Source organism: Rhodococcus sp. 06-462-5, from assembly GCF_002258315.1.
In the GTDB taxonomy this organism is placed as follows: domain Bacteria; phylum Actinomycetota; class Actinomycetes; order Mycobacteriales; family Mycobacteriaceae; genus Rhodococcoides.
On the sequence record NZ_NOYD01000055.1, the window covers coordinates 33,767 to 49,582 of the forward strand.

The following is a 15,816-nucleotide window of genomic DNA, read 5'->3' on the forward strand; positions in this document are numbered from 1 at the left end:
TTCACCCCTGCCCGATACACATCTCGTCGATGAATTCGTGTGCAGCGCAGGACAGTTTGCGCCGTAGCGAATCGGGCACGGTCACCGTCACCTGAACCAGATACTGATCGACGATGTGGTGGACGACGACGTACCGGGTCCAGGCGAAGAGCAACCGACCGTCGCAGTCGTAGCGGCCTGCGATCGAGACTGCCGGCAGACCACGGAACGAGTCTCGGTCGTGACCGATCTCGACCCAGCCGGGCAGCGCCCGGGAGTCACCGAAGCCGCAGTCCAGCAACGATTCCGGACGGACCGCTCGGCCGAGCTTGCCGACCAGAACCACCGCGTTCGGAACGAAGCCCTCGACTGTGTTCACCGGCGAGCACAGCACCGCGGTGGCGTGCGGGAACAGGTGCTCGGGAACGACATCCCAGTCCGGTGGCGTCGGGAGCGCGAGCCCGAAACGGTTGCATTCGTCGCGGTGCACCGGAACGAGTTCGACACCCTGTTGCTGAAGAAACGCCTGTATCGATTTCTCTCGAACCGTCACCGGACAGCATTCCTTTCACCGGAGGTCGATGCGGCGCGGTCGGCGCGGATACGCTCGCGCAGCCTGGGCGGACGCAGTAACTCGCGAGCATCATCGTGGCCCAGTTGCGCACGAGCCCAGGGATTGTCGCGACACCACAGAAGCAGCGCGAGCAGCGAATTCGGTTCGACCTTCTTCTCACACGCCATGATGACCAGCTCCGGCTCGTCGGTCTCGCTCGATCGGCGCGGGACTCTGATCACCGGTAGATCACCTCGGTGCGGTACTGCTGGATTCGGATGCTCCTCCAGGCGCAGATCCGCAATGTCGCTCCATCGCACGACCGTCACGTCGTTCGTCACCTTCCACCCACGACGTCGATAGGTCTGCTGGACAACACCTTCGGGATGCAGAGATATCCTGGTGCGGTTGACGATGACGAACCCCAGGACGAACCACGCCAGGCATGCCGGCGCGCCTATCGCCGTCAGCAACTCGGCCATCTCTTGGCGAGGGTCCGGTCCGTCATCCCTGAAGACGAAGTAGGACAGGCCCACCACCGACGCGAAGGCAAGCAGACCTGCCCGAGCCACGAAGTCCCCGCGCCCGGGCACCGACAAACCTGCGCCGACGCCTGCAACGTCGACCCGCCGCACGAAACGTGACAATCGCGCAGCTCCGATGCCGGACATCGGCACAGCCATCCCCAAGGGAAGGAGCACGAAGAACGCGAGCCACGACAGTGTCAGGAGGCCTTCTGCGCCCGTCCTGGCAATCACAGGGACGGCGACAACGAGCAGTCCCACCACTACCGTACAGCTGCCGAAAACCACTGCGAGCCAGCCGAGGTGGACACTGCGCCATCTCCGCACCCACACAGGCGCGCCTGTGTACTCACGATCGGTCATCGCAGCGTCCATTCGAAGAACTTCGATACGCCGTGGCTGACGGAACCACCGACCAGGGCACCCAACGCGACGCCTGCGGCAGCACCGGCCACCGTGCCCGGCCCGGGAAACACCGAACCCGCGGCACCACCGACTCCCGCCAGGGCGCCGGTCACGTAGCTCGCAGCTGCGAGGCCGGCGGCGGTACTCGCCGTATTGACCGCAATCGCCTCGGTGGGGCTCACCCCCTCATCGATGTCGTGTGCAATCGAGGGAATCGTTCCGGCGACCGCACCGAACGCCCCGAGTCCGCGGCCGATGTTCTTGGCGACGTCGTCCACGGAAGTGACACCTGGAAGTTCCAGCGCCCTCTTCGTCACGTCGCTCATGCCCCCGATCACCGTCGCAGCTACGGTCGTCGGCCAGTCCGGCATCCACGAGAACGATCCGTCCGGGTTCTCGACCACCTTGCCGGTCGGACTGCCGAGCGCAAGCTCGGTCAACAGCTTCGTGGGTTCGGCCAACTGCTGCGCAGCGTCGACCGCAGCGCGCTCGGCCTGCAACAGCGCCCCCTGGATATCCCGCGTCAATTGGGCTGCAGCAGCCCGAAGTTCGTCCGCCTGGCGTACCTTCTCCTCGCCGAGACCGTCGGGGATCAGCGCGATCATTCCGTCGGGATCCACCACACCGTCGGACCCAACGGCGAACCCGCTGGCCGTCGCCGCCGACACCTGCGCCTGCAGGTGCGCCTTCGCAGCATCGACGATTCCGGCTGCGCCCTCGAATGCCTTCCCGAGCGAATCGATCTCACTGCACACCGTGCCCATCCGAGAACACTCGGTCACCACGCGTTCGGCTGCGGCCTCGGCTGCTTCGCCGGTCCATGTCTCGGCCAACGTGTCTTGCTCCTCCAGCACTCCGGTGCGCCGGCCGTTCACGCGCTCGACGATCTCCGACAGTTCGATCATCGTCTTGCGCATCGACTCGGGCTCCCAGCCCGCGACGTGCGGGACCGTCGGGGTCATTTCGGCTGATCCATCGCAGCGAGACGTCGGGCGAGTTCGTCGTCGGCGATCTCGTAGTTCTGCGCAACGCCGCGGGCGATGTCCGCGACGCACTCCACCCGCCCTGCCAGAGCCGCAACAGCTCCGGCCGCGGCCGCTGCCGCCGCCGCACATGCTGTGTGAAAGTCGGTACCCTGCAACGCATTCTCCGATTCGCGGAACGGAGCGAGAGCATCCATCTCACGGATCGCCCCGCCGGTCGCCGACAACACATTCGAGAACTGCCGCAGGATCACTGGATCCACATTCACTGTCATGACGCTCCCCCGAGTCGCATCGTAAAGACGCCCGGTGAATCGGCGTCATGGGGTTTGACGCCTGTGGGCTCGGATCGGTTCCGTCCGGTCCGATTCCGGAGTCGCAAATGCGGCGGGTACCGTTGGCCCGGCTAACGATATAGGGGGTGCTCGCCATGAACGGCCGTCGACTGTCGTTCGCTGCCGCGGCCGGACTTGCGGCCGCGATGGGCGTCGGGCGATTCGTGTTCACGCCACTACTGCCGATCATGGTCGATGCAGCGGAGGTGACGCCGAGCAGCGGTGCCGTCATCGCGACCGCGAACTACGCCGGCTATCTCGTCGGCGCAATCGTGTTGTCGGTACGCCCGTCGATCAACACGACGACATCGTTCCGACTGTGGACAGTGGTCCTCGTCGCCAGCGAGTTGGCCATGGCCGCTGTCCATTCCACCGCTGCGTTCTCCGCACTGCGGTTCCTGGCAGGCCTGGCGAGCGCAGCGGTCTTCATCGCGTGCGCGAGCACCGTGACGAAACATCGCGCCGACGGTGCCTCCCCCGGTATCGCGTTCGGCGGCGTCGGCGCAGGCATCGCGGCGTCGGGAATTCTGACCCTGCTCGTCGGACCGCACCTGTCCTGGGAGGCGCTGTGGGTGTGCTCGGCGCTACTGACAGCGGCCCTCATCGCCCCGGCGTGGACGCTACGGGTGCATCCCGAGCCCGCAACGCGGGCTGCGCGCGGCGACATCGACCGCAGGACCCGGACCGTATGGCGGACATTGCTGTTCGCGTATTTCCTCGAGGGCCTCGGCTACATCATCGTCGGCACGTTTCTCGTGGCTGCGGTCGGTGGCCACGGCAGCACGTCGGTGGGTCCGGCGGTGTGGATCGTGGTCGGATTCGCCGCGATACCGGCGACGGTGCTGTGGCAGGCAGTCGCCCGCCGAACCAGCATGCGCAACGCTCTGGTGGCAGCGTTCGCGTTGCAGTCGATCGCAGCAGTACTCCCCGCTCTGACCGGGAACACCATCGCCGCCGTGTTCTCGGCCCTGCTGTTCGGCGGAACGTTCATGGGCATCACGATGCTGACGATGAGCACCGCCCAGACACTGTCCATCGGGCGTACCGCAGCAACACTGACTGCGTTCTACGGCGTCGGGCAGGTGCTCGGCCCACTGATCGTCGCGCCTGCCATCGGCGACTCCTATTCGATCGCCTTCGCTGTTGCGACGGGGGTGCTCGTGCTCGGGACTGCCGGGGCCGTGAAGGTGGCCGGACTGACCGCGGTGCGCTGAGGACGACTCAGTGCTGCGGGTCGTAACCCGGAACCTGTGCCAGAGTCTCGAACGTTCGCGCTCGACCCCATTCCACGTGCGCGAACGCAACCGCGGCGGCCAACTCCGCGTCCCCCTTGGCGATGGCGTCGACGAGGGATACATGCTCCCCGTGCCGCAGCGACGGATCCCGCTCGAGGTTGGCCATGTTGAGGCGATTGCTGCGCTCCCGCAACGGTTCCATGATGACCGGGAACAGCCGGTTGGCGGACAGCGCCTCGATCCCCGAGTGCACTCCGGAGCTCGCGTGATGGAATTCGAGTAGGTCGCCCCGGTCGAGCGCAGCACCTGCACGGGACACGGCGTCGACCAACGATGACGAGTCCGCGCCCGCCGCCACGGCGGACGCTGCCCGTCGAGCCACGAGTGGCTCGAGCGCGGACCTGATGTCGTACAACTCGTCGACCGAGCTCCTGGTCACTCCCGTCACCACGGCAGGACGTCTCGGCGACAGCGTCACCAACCCGGCTGCTTCGAGCAACGGAAGTGCCTCACGAATCGGCACCCTCGACACCTGGAGCTCGGTTCCCAGATTTCGCTCGCTCAGTGTTTCGCCAGGCCGAAGGCGGCCGTCGAGGATGCGTGTCCTGATCGCGTCGAACACCGCACGCGACAACGATTCGCGACCTTCCGTGGATGCCATGCTGTGTGTATACCAGCGATCTGTAGGTATACCGGGCATCACACGGTCTGCACCTGCGGGTCACTTGACTTGGAACCCGTCCCCGACAGGCCAGGTGAGAGCACCTGGCAACACAAGTGTTACCGCCAGGAAACCTCCCATGGCCCGCAACTCCGTAAATTCTGCGCTGTTGGTATACCACTGAGCGAGAGGCACTGGGATGAGCGTCCCGACCACGAACGAAATGCCGTCACCGATCGACCCGCCACCGGAGGCCGGCAGCCTCAGCGAACAGATCGAGGCGTCGTACTCGAAGATCGGCCTCACCACAGCGCACTTCGGCATCGTCGCCATGGTCCTTTTCGGTGTGTTCTTCGACGCCGTCGAACAGAATGCCGTCGGCATCACCGGACCGCTCCTGCGTGAATCCTGGGGCCTCGGCGGAACCGAGATCGGACTGCTGAACACCGCGACGTTCACCGCCGTCGCACTCGGGCGCATCCTGGCCGGAGCAGTGATGGACCGTTTCGGTCGTCGAACCCTTCTCGGCGCAAACCTTCTCGTGTTCGCGTTCGGCTCACTGCTGTGCGCATTCGCACCCAACTACGAGGTGTTGGTGGGCGCGCGATTCCTGGTCGGGCTCGGACTCGGCGGTGAGATCGCCGTAGCGGTGATCATGCTCTCGGAGTTCTTCTCCGCCAGGCATCGTGGTACCGCGGTCGGCATGATCAACGTCGCGGCCGCAGGTCTGGGCAACATGCTCGCCCCACTGTTCGGGGTCATCGTCTTCGCCATCTTCACCGGTGACGACCGCTGGCGTTGGTTGTTCGGTCTGCTCGTATTGCCCGCACTCGCCGTCGTGTTCTATCGCCGCTCGCTTCCGGAGACACCTCGCTTCCTCGCGGCGACAGGCCGTGTGGCCGAGGCCAACACCGTCATCAATCGCCTCGCGCAGGGCAAGCTACGCGGCACTCTCGACTCCGAGGTTCAGTACTTGAACGTCGACACATCGGTCGACGATCCCGCCACACCACGCGCACGGTGGACGGAGATGTTCGGGCGGCGATACCGCAGAAGCACTCTCGCCCTCGGTATTGCCGTCTGCATGTCCTACGCAGCACAGATCTCGATGCTCACACTCATTCCCGTCATCCTGACCGAGCGGGGAATGTCGATCTCGAGCGCGCTCTGGTACACCCTCGTGATGCAGTCCGGATCGCTCATCGGCGCGCTGACCGCTGCCCTTATCGCTCGCAAACTCCCTCGCAAGGTGACACTGACCGGTGGCGCCGTGCTCGGTATCGTCGCCGGACTCGGATTCGGCTTCTTCGCAACCTCTATCGGCCTTGTCCTGTTCTTCGGTGCGCTGTTCAATTTCTCGGTCATCATCCTCAACACAACGATCTGGCTGTTCGCCCCCGAGCAGTACCCCACGCGAATCCGTGGCCTCGCGACGTCGGTGATCCTGGCGCTGGGCTCGCTCTCCGGCGGACTGTTCCCGCTCATCGCAGGAGCCGTACTGGACTCGTCCGGCGTGGGTGCCATGTTTGCGATGCTGGCCGGCCTGTTCATCGTGTGCGGAATCGCCGTTCAGTTCCCGAAAGAGACCTTCGGACAACCCATGCCGGAAGATGGCTGAGCAGTGAAGATTCTCGTGATCAACCCCAACTCGAACACTGCAACGACGCAGCTGCTCGTCGACGTCGCGCGACGTTGGCTCCACGACACGGAATTCACCGTCATCGGGATCACCGCGGGTACCGGACCGGCGATGATCACCGGCACCGAACAGCTGCGGGCTGCAGGACCGGAAGTCGTAGCGGCGGCGCTCGACGCGATCGAGCACCATGGCCCCGCCGCTGTGATCGTCGGCGCGTTCGGTGATCCCGGTGCGGCCGAACTCCGAGCCCTCGTCGACATTCCGGTCGTCGGGATCGGCGAGGCAGGAATCCTGCACGCAGCACGAGGCGGTCGCCGCTTCGCGATCGCCACCACCACAGCCGATCTCGCCGCCCAGCTCGATGCGCTGACTCGTGCCACCGTGCCCGACGGCGATTTCGCGGGTGTGTTCCTCACCGCGTCATCGCCGTTGGTCCTGGCCGAGGACCTCGCGTCGAGCGTCGACGAACTGGGGACAGCGGTCGATGCGGCAGTGGCCGCTGGAGCGAGCGCCGTCGTCATCGGCGGCGGACCGCTGAGCGACTCGGCCCGGCGGCTGGCGCTGCGCACCGACGTGCACGTCATCGAGCCGGTTCCGAGTGCCGTTGCGATGGTCGTCGACAGAATCTCGAGCGCGGTGGGCAGTTAGCTCCCTACCGGCGCTCGAAGGCCCTGGACACCCGCCGGCCCTCGACAATTCCGGAAAGGAAGTCGAACCGGCGGTTCCGGTGCGAGCTGTGGGTGTTGTCTGGAATATCCGACGTGACGGAGATCGCCACAGCGTCTACCAGCCCTTTTCGCTTGACGGCTCCCGTGTGCGCTCCCAGGATGTTTGACAGGCCCTCCACGCAGGGAAGCCGTCGACGAGACGCAACCGAGGCACATCGGTGAACAGCGCGTCACAAGTTTTGAGGAGAATCAATGCCCACCACAGTGGCCGATCAGCTCGTTCGAGGACTCGTCGACGCCGGCGTACAACGCATCTACGGCATCGTCGGCGACAGTCTCAATCCTGTGGTCGACGCAGTGCGTCGCACCGGTGGATCGGCCAAGGGTGGCATCGACTGGATTCACGTCCGACACGAGGAAGCCGCGGCCTTCGCTGCGTCGGCCGACGCGCAGACCACCGGCGCACTCGCCGTCTGCGCGGGTTCGTGTGGACCCGGAAACCTGCATCTGATCAACGGCCTGTACGACGCACATCGTTCCGGCGCACCGGTTCTGGCGATCGCGTCGCACATTCCCAGTAGTGAGATCGGTTCGGGCTACTTCCAGGAGACGCACCCCGACCGCCTCTTCGGTGAATGCTCGCTCTACAACGAGTTCGTCTCCACCGCCGAACAGGCTCCCCGGGTCTTCCGCGCAGCGATCAACGCCGCCGTCACCGGCGGCGGAGTATCGGTTCTGACGCTCCCCGGCGACATCGCCGAGCTGTCGGCCGCAGGCACGATGGATCCGATCGCCATTCCGTCCACACCGATCGTCACACCGCCTGCGGCGGACATCCAGAAGCTGGCCGACGCCATCAACAACGCCGAGAAGGTGGCCATCTTCGCCGGCTACGGGGTCAAGGGTGCCCACGACGAGGTGGTCGCGTTCGCCGACACCATCGGCGCTCCCATCGGACATTCGTTGCGTGGCAAGGAGTTCATCCAGTACGACAATCCGTACGACGTCGGCATGACAGGGTTGCTGGGCTACGGAGCTGCGCACGCCGGGATCCACGACGCAGACCTACTCATCCTGCTCGGCACCGACTTTCCGTATCAGCAGTTCCTTCCCGAGGATGTCACGACCGCGCAGATCGACATCGATCCCACGAAGCTGGGGCGTCGGACCTCGGTGCAGTACCCGATCCACGGTGATGTTCTAGCGACACTGAATGCGTTGCAGCCCTTGGTCACTCGCAAGACCGATCGTCGCTACGTGGAGAAGTGGGTGGACAAGCACAACGACCTGATGGGCAAGACCGTCGGCGCGTACACCCGCAACGCCGAGAAGCTCGTCCCGATCCACCCCGAGTACGCTGCCTCAGTTCTCGACGACCTCGCCGCCGACGACGCCGTGTTCACCACCGACACCGGCATGTGCAACGTGTGGACCGCGCGGTACATCAACCCCACCGGCAGAAGGGCATTCGTCGCGTCGATGCTGCACGGTTCGATGGCAAATGCGTTGCCGCACGCCATCGGAGCGCAGTTCGCCAATCCGGGCCGCCAGGTCGTCTCGATCTCCGGCGACGGCGGCTTCTCGATGTTGCTCTCCGAACTCCTCACAGTCGCGATGTACAAGCTGCCCGTCAAGATCGTGCTGTTCGACAATTCCACGCTCGGCATGGTCAAGGCCGAGATGCTCGTCGACGGTCTACCCGACTTCGGAGTGGACGTACCGCAGGTCGACTACACCGGTATCGCCGCAGCCGCGGGTATCCACGCACAACGCGTCGATCAGCCCGAGGACATCCGCGGCGCACTCGAGACTGCGTTCGCCGTAGACGGTCCGGCACTGGTGCAGCTGATCACCGATCCGCTCGCACTCTCGGTCCCGCCGACCATCACCGGGGAGCAGATCAAAGGATTCGCTCTCGCGATGAGCAAGGTCGTGCTCAACGGCGGCGTCGGCGAGGCAATGCGAATGGCCAAGTCGAATCTGCGTAACGTGCCGCGCCCGTAGATCGGACTGCGGACCGGAAAATCGGCGCGACGATACTCACCCGTCGCGCCGATTTTCGTGTCGGTACCTCGATCTACCCTTCGACGATCAACCGGCACCGAGGAGAAGTCCATGCCTGCATTCGTCGAGCACGACAACCTGACCATCGCCTGCCCCGACGTCCATCCGGAGGCGACCATGCGTACGACGTTTCAGCGCACCCTTCGTGTGCCCGACGACGGCACGGAGTACAACTTACCGCCTGGACTCGGCTCGTTTCCCCTGCGCCAGAACGATTCTGACGATGGTGCCGTGCTGCCGATGTGGCAGTCCGAAGCCTGTTGGATCGACTTCTCCGGCCACTACCCTTTCCTGGTCACGATCGCGGCCGGATCGATCAACGTGGTCACCGGCTCCCCGTGGTCGGCGACACCGGACTTCGAAGCCGAGGACTACTTCGAGATTCCCGAGCAACCGTGGCTCGACGGTTTCAACTTCGGTGAGGGCACCGTCCGGCAGTTCGTCGCAATGCCATTGGGCGACGGATACACGGTGGAGGAACAGTTGTCGGCCGATCCTGCGATCGGTGGGATACGCATCGCCGCGTATCCGCTGAAGGCGTCCGTCTGGGATGCACAACCGCCCCGACCCAACAATCCGGACTTCATAGTATGTGCAGCACCGGCGTCGGACATGGGCCTCGGCGGAGGGGGTTCGATCCGTCAAACCATCGCGTCGCCCCTTCGCCAGCACGACGACTGGGATCTCGAACACGGAATCCAGTTCACCGTCGACATCGCCAACAGCGATGTGTGGCAACAATCGACCGGCGAGTTACCACCGACCAGGCCGCCGTCGGCCGCCGATTACACGCGGGCCGGATTACCGTGGTTCCTCTGGTACAACGACTTCGCAGGAGCACGCGGCGGATCGAAAGAGCTAGCGAAGACGAAGTCGATCAAGGAACTCGGCGCCGCACACGGCGCGGAACCATTGCCCGAGAACGAGAGCTTCGACGAACCCATGCCCACTGTTCTCGGCGGCAAGCACACACCGAAAGGGTGATCGAGCGATCGGTGTTCACATTGCCGAAGCGCACAATCCACTCCCGGCCGGTGTCGGTCGTCGGAGTAGCGGTTATTGTCGACGGACCGCCCAAACCGGACATCGCGATCCGGGACTCGACCGTCCGGAAGGCTCCACCATGGCCATCGACTACACCCGCAAGCCCTCGACGGGCCAGAACCCAGCGCAGCAACCCGGAGCACCGGTCAGTCTGAGCAAGGTGACGCTGTCCAAGGCGTCACCGACGATCAGCCTCACCAAGTCCGGCGAGAAGCAGGGCTCGATGCGGGTAAACCTGAACTGGTCGACCGGCGCACCCGCAGCACAGCCGAAGAAGAAGGGCTTCCTGGCCAAGTTGGCCGCGGCGTCGTACGGGTCCGGCGGTGTCGATCTCGACCTCGGGTGCCTCTACGAATTGCGCGACGGTTCCAAGGGCGTCGTCCAGGCACTCGGAAACAGCTTCGGTTCACTGCAGGATGCCCCGTTCATCGCGCTCGACGGCGACGACCGCTCCGGTTCGGTCAGCGGCGGCGAGAACATGCACATCAACCTCGCCCACCCCGAGAAGTTCGCCCGCATCCTGATCTTCGCGATGATCTACGACGGCGCACCGAACTGGGCCGCAGTCGACGGGGTGGTGACGCTCTACCCTACCAGCGGACCACAGGTCGAGGTACGTCTCGACTCGGCCGAGAACTCCGCACGAATCTGCTCGATCGCTCTGTTGGAGAACACATCTGCGGGGATCACAGTCACCCGCGAGGTCGAGTACATCCAGGGCAGCCAGGCCGACCTCGACAAGAAGTACGGTTGGGGACTGCGCTGGGCGGCGGGCCGCAAGTAGTCAGAGAGGTTGCGGTGGAGTCATTTCCAGCCGGACGCCGATCAGCCTGACCTCTCTCGTGTGGTCGAGGCGGTCGACGAGGGCCACCGCAGCCGTGGTCAGGATCTCCGGATCGAAGGTGGGCGCACCGACGATCGGTGCGCTGACGGTGTGAGTCTCGAACGGCGCGTAGCGGATCTTCAGGGCCGCCCGAACGGCCGGCCGGTTCTCGGCTTCGATGTCTGCCAACACCTTCGAGGTCAACGCGGCGACCTCGTCTCGAATGATCGCCCAATCGGCAACGTTGGTCTGGAAAGTGACCTCGCGGCTGTGCGAACGCGCAACCCACGGCTCGGAGGTGACCGGCGCGAGGTCGATGCCCCGCCCCTTCGTGCCGAGCCACGGACCGATCTTCGGCCCGAACGCGGTGGCGAGGTCCGCATCCTGGGCATCGGCGAGTTCCCGGACTGTCGAGATGCCGAGGGCGGTCAGCTTCTTCGAGATCTTCTTGCCGATCCCCCACAGCGCATCGGTACCGCGATCGCCCATCACCTCGAACCAGTTGTCCTGCGTGAGCCGGTAGATGCCCTGCGGCTTGTCGAAGTCGGTGGCGATCTTGGCCCGTAACTTGTTGTCCCCGATACCGACCGAGCAATGCAGACCCGTCGCGTCGAAGACCGCGTCGTGCACGGTCTTCGCTACACCCTCGGGGTCGTCGGTCTCCACACCGAGAAACGCCTCGTCCCAACCGATGACCTCGACCACGTATCCCAACGTCCGCAGAGTGTCCATCACGATCGCCGACGCCTCGTCGTACGCTGGCTTGTCCACGGGGAGGAAGATGGCGTCGGGAATCTTCTTCGCGGCGACGCGCAGTGGCATTCCGGATCCGACGCCCTTCGCACGCGCCTCGTACGAGGCCGTCGACACCACCCCGCGCTCGGTCGGGTCGCCCCTACCGCCGACCACGACGGCTTTGCCCGCCAGATCCGGGTTGCGGAGCACTTCCACGGCAGCGATGAATTGATCGAGGTCGACGTGCAGTACCCATCGGCGACGAGCGAAGTCGGTCGAAGCGCTCCCGGTCATGGTGTTCAGTGTGCCCGTGGTGTCTGATGACGCCATGACGAAATCGATTTCTCGCACTATCGGGCGGGTCGTGTTGGGGGCGTTCCTCGTCTTCGCCGGGCTCAGCCACCTCTTCTGGGCGCGCGAGACGTTCGCAGCTCAGGTTCCCGACTGGGTGCCGCTGAGCACCGACTTCGTCGTGCTGGCATCGGGCGTCGTGGAGATCGTTCTAGGCCTGGCGCTGCTGTTCTGGACCGCTCGCGCACCACTCGTCGGTTGGGTGGTCGCGGCGTTCTTCGTCGCGGTCTTCCCCGGCAACATCTCGCAGTTCGTCACGCACACCGACGCGTTCGGCCTCGACTCCGATACGGCCCGCGGAATCCGATTACTGTTCCAGCCACTGCTGATCGTGTGGACACTGTGGTGCACCGGTGCCTGGGCGCACTATCGCGCATCACGTCAGGGCCACACTAGGAATCAGTAGGCGGACTGCCGACCGGCCGCAGCGATGCCGTGGTGCAACTGCGCCACGTCGGGGTGTGCTCGCGTTCGGGACTTCCACGCGTTCTCGCCGTAGGTGCTGTAGATGGGGTTGGCAGGATCGTTCTCGACTCCTCGTGACTGCCGCGCCAATTCGGCCGGCAGTTCGATCACCGGGACGACGGCATCGAGGGCCGGGCTCAGAAAGTGAGGCACCGATATCCGGTCCGTGTCGGGCCCAGGCGCGACCACCCGATGCCGCGTCGCCCGTAGATAGCCGCCGGTCGCCACTTCCAACAGCTCACCGATGTTGACGATGAACGCCCCGGCCAATGGCGGAACGTCGATCCAGGTATCGGGCGTCGTCTCCACCTGCAGCCCGGTCGAATTCGGCTCGACGAGCAGCAGCGTCAACACCCCGGAGTCCTTGTGCGCACCGACGCCCTGCGAATGATCAGCAGTGCCCGGGTAACGCACGACCTTCATCAGCGTCGCGGGCGCGGTGGCGAAAGCTTCGTCGAACACGTTCTCGGGAGCACCCAGTGACTGCGCCCAGTGTCGGAGCAGCCTCAGCCCGAGACCGGACACCGTGCGTTCCCACTGCTCGAACGTCTCCCTGAATCCTGCTGGCTGCGAGGGCCACAGATTGGGGCCCTGAAGATTCCAATAGCCTTCGGCTCCCTGGATCGCAGGGCGTTCGGGACCTATGTCGATCTGCTCCCGCCAATCCACCCGGCCGTTGGTCAGCTCGCCGCCCACCCGCGAGTAGCCGCGAAAGTGCGGGCTCTTCAGCTGACTGATCTCATCTTTGATGTGGTCCGGCACGGCGAAGAACTCACGCGCGAGGCGCAGCACCTCGTGCATTCGTTCGGTCTCGATCCCGTGCCCGACGAGATAGAAGAACCCGGACCCGTGAGCTGCTTCGCGCAGCGACAGCTGGAACGTGCGCGGGTCGTGGTCGGCCAGACCGAGATCGAGAACAGGAAGCATGTTCGCGATTGTCCTCCTCCCTCGACGCGTCGGCCAGCACTGTCAAGGTTCTGTGAAACCGCCGGACCCGGATGGAACACTGAATGTCATGAGCCCCGAAGCACTCGACATCACCGTCGTCGGTCACGGCGCGGCCACCTATCCACCCGAGCAGTGCACCCTATCCCTGACCGTTCGCACCGACGGTCGCACCGCGGAGTCTGCATCCGAGCCGGCTCAGCAACTCGTCCGGGAGCTCACCAGACTGGTCGAGCCGCTCTACAACAGCGACGGCGGCCCCATCGATCGGTGGTCCGTGGACCAGGTGCGCCACTCGCGCCACCGCCCGTTCAACCACGACGGAGAACAACTGCCGTACGTCTATCGAGCCGAGGCGTCCGTGGAGGTGCAGTTCAGCCAACTCGATCTGGTGGACGCGTTCGTCTACGCAGCGTCCGCACTCGAGGGAGTGTCGATCGACCACTTCGATTGGGACCTCACCGAATCCAGTAGAACTGCTCACACCCTGGCGGTCCGGGAACTCGCTGTGCGCGACGCTGTCTCCAAGGCCGAGGCGTACGCGTCGAGCCTGGGAAGATCGGGCGTGCATGCTGTCGCAGTGGCTGACCCCGGTCTGCTGCCAGGGGTCGCGGAGAGCGGTGGCGTCGAATCCTCGGCGCGAATGTTCGCCGCGAAATCAGCGCCGGCAGGATTTGCACTCAAGCCGGAGAACATCACGATCTCGGCAAGCGTGCACGCCCGATTCACTGCCTCCTGACGCCTCGCGCCTACGCTCGAATCATGAATCGAGACGATGCCCGACGCCTCTGGCCGCGGCCACCGCTGCTGCCTCGTCCGATCGTGATGGATCAGCGATGGGAACGGCTGGTCTTTCTGCATTGGCGTGTCCCGAGTTCGGCTGTCGCCCCGCTGTTGCCCCGCGGGTGCGTACCCGACGAATTCGACGGCTCGTCGTGGGTCGGGCTCATCGGCTTCCACATGGTCGGAGCCGGCATCGGCTACCGTCACCCCGTTCCGTACTTCGGCACGTTCGGTGAGATCAACGTACGCCTGTACTCGGTCGACGCGGAGGGGCGACGCGGCGTCGTGTTCCGATCCCTGGAAGCAACCAGGCTTGCAGTCGTGTTGGGCACAAACGCGGCTCGCATTCCGTATCGCTGGTCATCGATCGATATTGCCGACGACACCACGACGATCGGCTACCGCAGCAGACGGCTCGCACCCCCGCACCGCGGCGCAACAACGGACTTCGGCGTCGTCAGAGGATCGCGCGACATGTCCGAGGATCCGCTCGCTGTGTTCCTCACCGCGCGTTGGGGATTGCACACCTCACTGGCCGGACGGCTGCTGTACGTCCCGAACGTGCACCGGCACTGGCCGCTCGTCGACGCAGAACTCACCCACTGCTCCGACGAACTCGTAGCAGCGGCAGGACTACCCGATGTCAGCACCCGGCCACCGGACTCGGTGCTCTACTCCCCCGGTGTGGAGACCCAGTTCGGACGGCCCTACGCAGTACGCGGTCGGTAGAAGATCACGTGTCCCGAGGACAGTTCGACGACCCAATCTCCCGGTGTTGCAGCAGCACTATCGGATAGGGAACTCGACGTCACGCTTTCCCGCAACACGAGGTAACCGGCGTCGAGGGCAAGGTCGAACAAAAGCTTCGTGGCGTCCGAGAATTCGACGGCAGGATCGTCGCCAGTGGAGAGCCGGACCACGGTGGCACCGATGGACGGAAGCCTCTCGACGGTCGGGGCCAGCGCCTTCGGGTGCTCGGGTGCGGGCCACGATTCGACGTCCCCTTCTGGTCCACACAACACAGTCGAACCGTCCGCGGCGGTGTACTCCCAGGATTCGACCTCGTCTCGCGGACTGGCCACCACTGCCTGCCGGCCCTCGAAAGTCAGCCGGAGAACGCCGGATTCGTCGTAGTCTGCGTCCTCGCACACGAGACCGTGCAGTGTCGCGAGGGCGCGTAAACCCTCGAACTGATTATCCTCGTCGACGGTGAGTCCATCGACCGTCACCTCACTGAAGGCAATGGTGGCACCGTTGTCGAATTCGATGCTCAGATCGAAATCGAGCAGAATCCTGCTGACGCGGCGCTGATCGACGGGGAGTTTCATCGACATCGACTGTGCCACAAAATCTCGTGGGAGCCCACAAAGCCCCGCCGGAGGCATGATGCGCGGCAGCCTCGCCGGAGACAAGTGCGCGCGCGTTCGTCAGGTGCGCGGGGAATGGTCGGGGTTGGGGGTGCGATTTTGCGCGCGGACGGCGAATGCGTGCGCGTTCGTCTGCGCCAGGGGGGTGGTGTGGGGGTGGTGGTTTCGAAATGCAGAATGCCCCCGGACCTGGTGGTCTGGGGGCATTCTGGAATGTTGTGTTCGGCGGTGTCCTACTCTCCCACACCCTGTCGAGT

The 15,816-nt window shown here is 64.8% G+C and carries 17 protein-coding genes; 9 read left to right on the forward strand and 8 right to left on the reverse strand.

Annotated elements, in window-relative coordinates; genetic code table 11:
• Position 1: 1 nt before the first annotated feature.
• The 4 genes from CH251_RS25245 to CH251_RS25260 are packed head-to-tail and all read right to left on the reverse strand — an operon-like array spanning position 2 to position 2,719.
• The gene (locus tag CH251_RS25245) at positions 2–532 is read right to left on the reverse strand and encodes an LpqN/LpqT family lipoprotein (protein ID WP_094615548.1); all 531 of its coding nucleotides are present in this window, start codon (positions 530–532) and stop codon (positions 2–4) included.
• A complete protein-coding gene (locus tag CH251_RS25250) occupies positions 529–1,419 on the reverse strand; it encodes a hypothetical protein (protein ID WP_143537885.1) in 891 nt (296 codons plus the stop codon). The genes CH251_RS25245 and CH251_RS25250 overlap by 4 nt, the downstream gene beginning before the upstream one ends.
• Positions 1,416–2,423, reverse strand: a complete 1,008-nt coding sequence (locus tag CH251_RS25255; RefSeq protein ID WP_094615550.1) for a hypothetical protein — start codon at positions 2,421–2,423, stop codon at positions 1,416–1,418. Before CH251_RS25255 ends, CH251_RS25250 begins: the two co-directional genes overlap by 4 nt.
• Positions 2,420–2,719 (reverse strand): type VII secretion target, encoded by a 300-nt coding sequence (locus CH251_RS25260; RefSeq protein WP_094615551.1) that lies wholly within the window; start codon positions 2,717–2,719, stop codon positions 2,420–2,422. The genes CH251_RS25255 and CH251_RS25260 overlap by 4 nt, the downstream gene beginning before the upstream one ends.
• 155 nt (positions 2,720–2,874) lie before the next feature.
• Between CH251_RS25260 and CH251_RS25265 the strand changes: the two genes are divergently transcribed.
• Complete coding sequence (locus CH251_RS25265; RefSeq protein WP_094615552.1) at positions 2,875–3,993, forward strand: YbfB/YjiJ family MFS transporter; 1,119 nt, start codon at positions 2,875–2,877, stop codon at positions 3,991–3,993.
• A 7-nt stretch (positions 3,994–4,000) separates the two neighbouring features.
• Here CH251_RS25265 and CH251_RS25270 read toward each other — a convergent pair whose 3' ends face one another.
• Complete coding sequence (locus CH251_RS25270; protein ID WP_094615553.1) at positions 4,001–4,675, reverse strand: GntR family transcriptional regulator; 675 nt, start codon at positions 4,673–4,675, stop codon at positions 4,001–4,003.
• 199 nt (positions 4,676–4,874) lie between these two features.
• On the opposite strand from CH251_RS25270, the gene CH251_RS25275 reads away from it, so the two are divergent.
• The 5 genes from CH251_RS25275 (at position 4,875) to CH251_RS25300 (ending at position 10,874) form a co-directional block, all read left to right on the forward strand.
• The gene (locus CH251_RS25275) at positions 4,875–6,293 is read left to right on the forward strand and encodes an MFS transporter (RefSeq protein ID WP_256979299.1); all 1,419 of its coding nucleotides are present in this window, start codon (positions 4,875–4,877) and stop codon (positions 6,291–6,293) included.
• A gap of 3 nt (positions 6,294–6,296) precedes the next feature.
• Positions 6,297–6,962: an aspartate/glutamate racemase family protein gene (locus CH251_RS25280; RefSeq protein WP_094615555.1), complete on the forward strand. Its 666-nt coding sequence runs from the start codon at positions 6,297–6,299 to the stop codon at positions 6,960–6,962.
• Positions 6,963–7,234: 272 nt separating this feature from the next.
• Positions 7,235–8,986 (forward strand): pyruvate dehydrogenase, encoded by a 1,752-nt coding sequence (locus CH251_RS25290; RefSeq protein ID WP_094615557.1) that lies wholly within the window; start codon positions 7,235–7,237, stop codon positions 8,984–8,986.
• A gap of 111 nt (positions 8,987–9,097) precedes the next feature.
• Complete coding sequence (locus CH251_RS25295; protein WP_094615558.1) at positions 9,098–10,030, forward strand: hypothetical protein; 933 nt, start codon at positions 9,098–9,100, stop codon at positions 10,028–10,030.
• 139 nt (positions 10,031–10,169) lie between these two features.
• A complete protein-coding gene (locus CH251_RS25300) occupies positions 10,170–10,874 on the forward strand; it encodes a tellurium resistance protein (RefSeq protein WP_094615559.1) in 705 nt (234 codons plus the stop codon).
• On the opposite strand, the gene CH251_RS25305 is transcribed toward CH251_RS25300, so the two are convergent.
• On the reverse strand, positions 10,875–11,942 hold the full coding sequence (locus CH251_RS25305; RefSeq protein ID WP_094615560.1) for a DNA polymerase IV: 1,068 nt from the start codon (positions 11,940–11,942) through the stop codon (positions 10,875–10,877).
• Positions 11,943–11,976: 34 nt separating this feature from the next.
• Here CH251_RS25305 and CH251_RS25310 point away from each other — a divergent pair, with 34 nt between their 5' ends.
• Complete coding sequence (locus CH251_RS25310; protein ID WP_218828327.1) at positions 11,977–12,405, forward strand: DoxX family membrane protein; 429 nt, start codon at positions 11,977–11,979, stop codon at positions 12,403–12,405.
• Here CH251_RS25310 and CH251_RS25315 read toward each other — a convergent pair.
• Complete coding sequence (locus CH251_RS25315; RefSeq protein WP_094615562.1) at positions 12,399–13,391, reverse strand: isopenicillin N synthase family oxygenase; 993 nt, start codon at positions 13,389–13,391, stop codon at positions 12,399–12,401. The genes CH251_RS25310 and CH251_RS25315 overlap by 7 nt on opposite strands.
• 88 nt (positions 13,392–13,479) lie before the next feature.
• Here CH251_RS25315 and CH251_RS25320 point away from each other — a divergent pair, with 88 nt between their 5' ends.
• Both CH251_RS25320 and CH251_RS25325 read left to right on the forward strand, forming a co-directional pair.
• Positions 13,480–14,148, forward strand: a complete 669-nt coding sequence (locus tag CH251_RS25320) for an SIMPL domain-containing protein (RefSeq protein WP_094615571.1) — start codon at positions 13,480–13,482, stop codon at positions 14,146–14,148.
• 23 nt (positions 14,149–14,171) lie between these two features.
• Positions 14,172–14,921, forward strand: coding sequence for a YqjF family protein (locus tag CH251_RS25325; RefSeq protein WP_256979301.1), 750 nt, complete (start codon positions 14,172–14,174; stop codon positions 14,919–14,921).
• Here the strand turns inward: CH251_RS25325 and CH251_RS25330 are convergent.
• A complete protein-coding gene (locus tag CH251_RS25330) occupies positions 14,900–15,520 on the reverse strand; it encodes a DUF6188 family protein (protein WP_179273535.1) in 621 nt (206 codons plus the stop codon). The two genes, CH251_RS25325 and CH251_RS25330, sit on opposite strands and share 22 nt — an antisense overlap.
• Between the last annotated feature and the right edge of the window lie 296 nt (positions 15,521–15,816).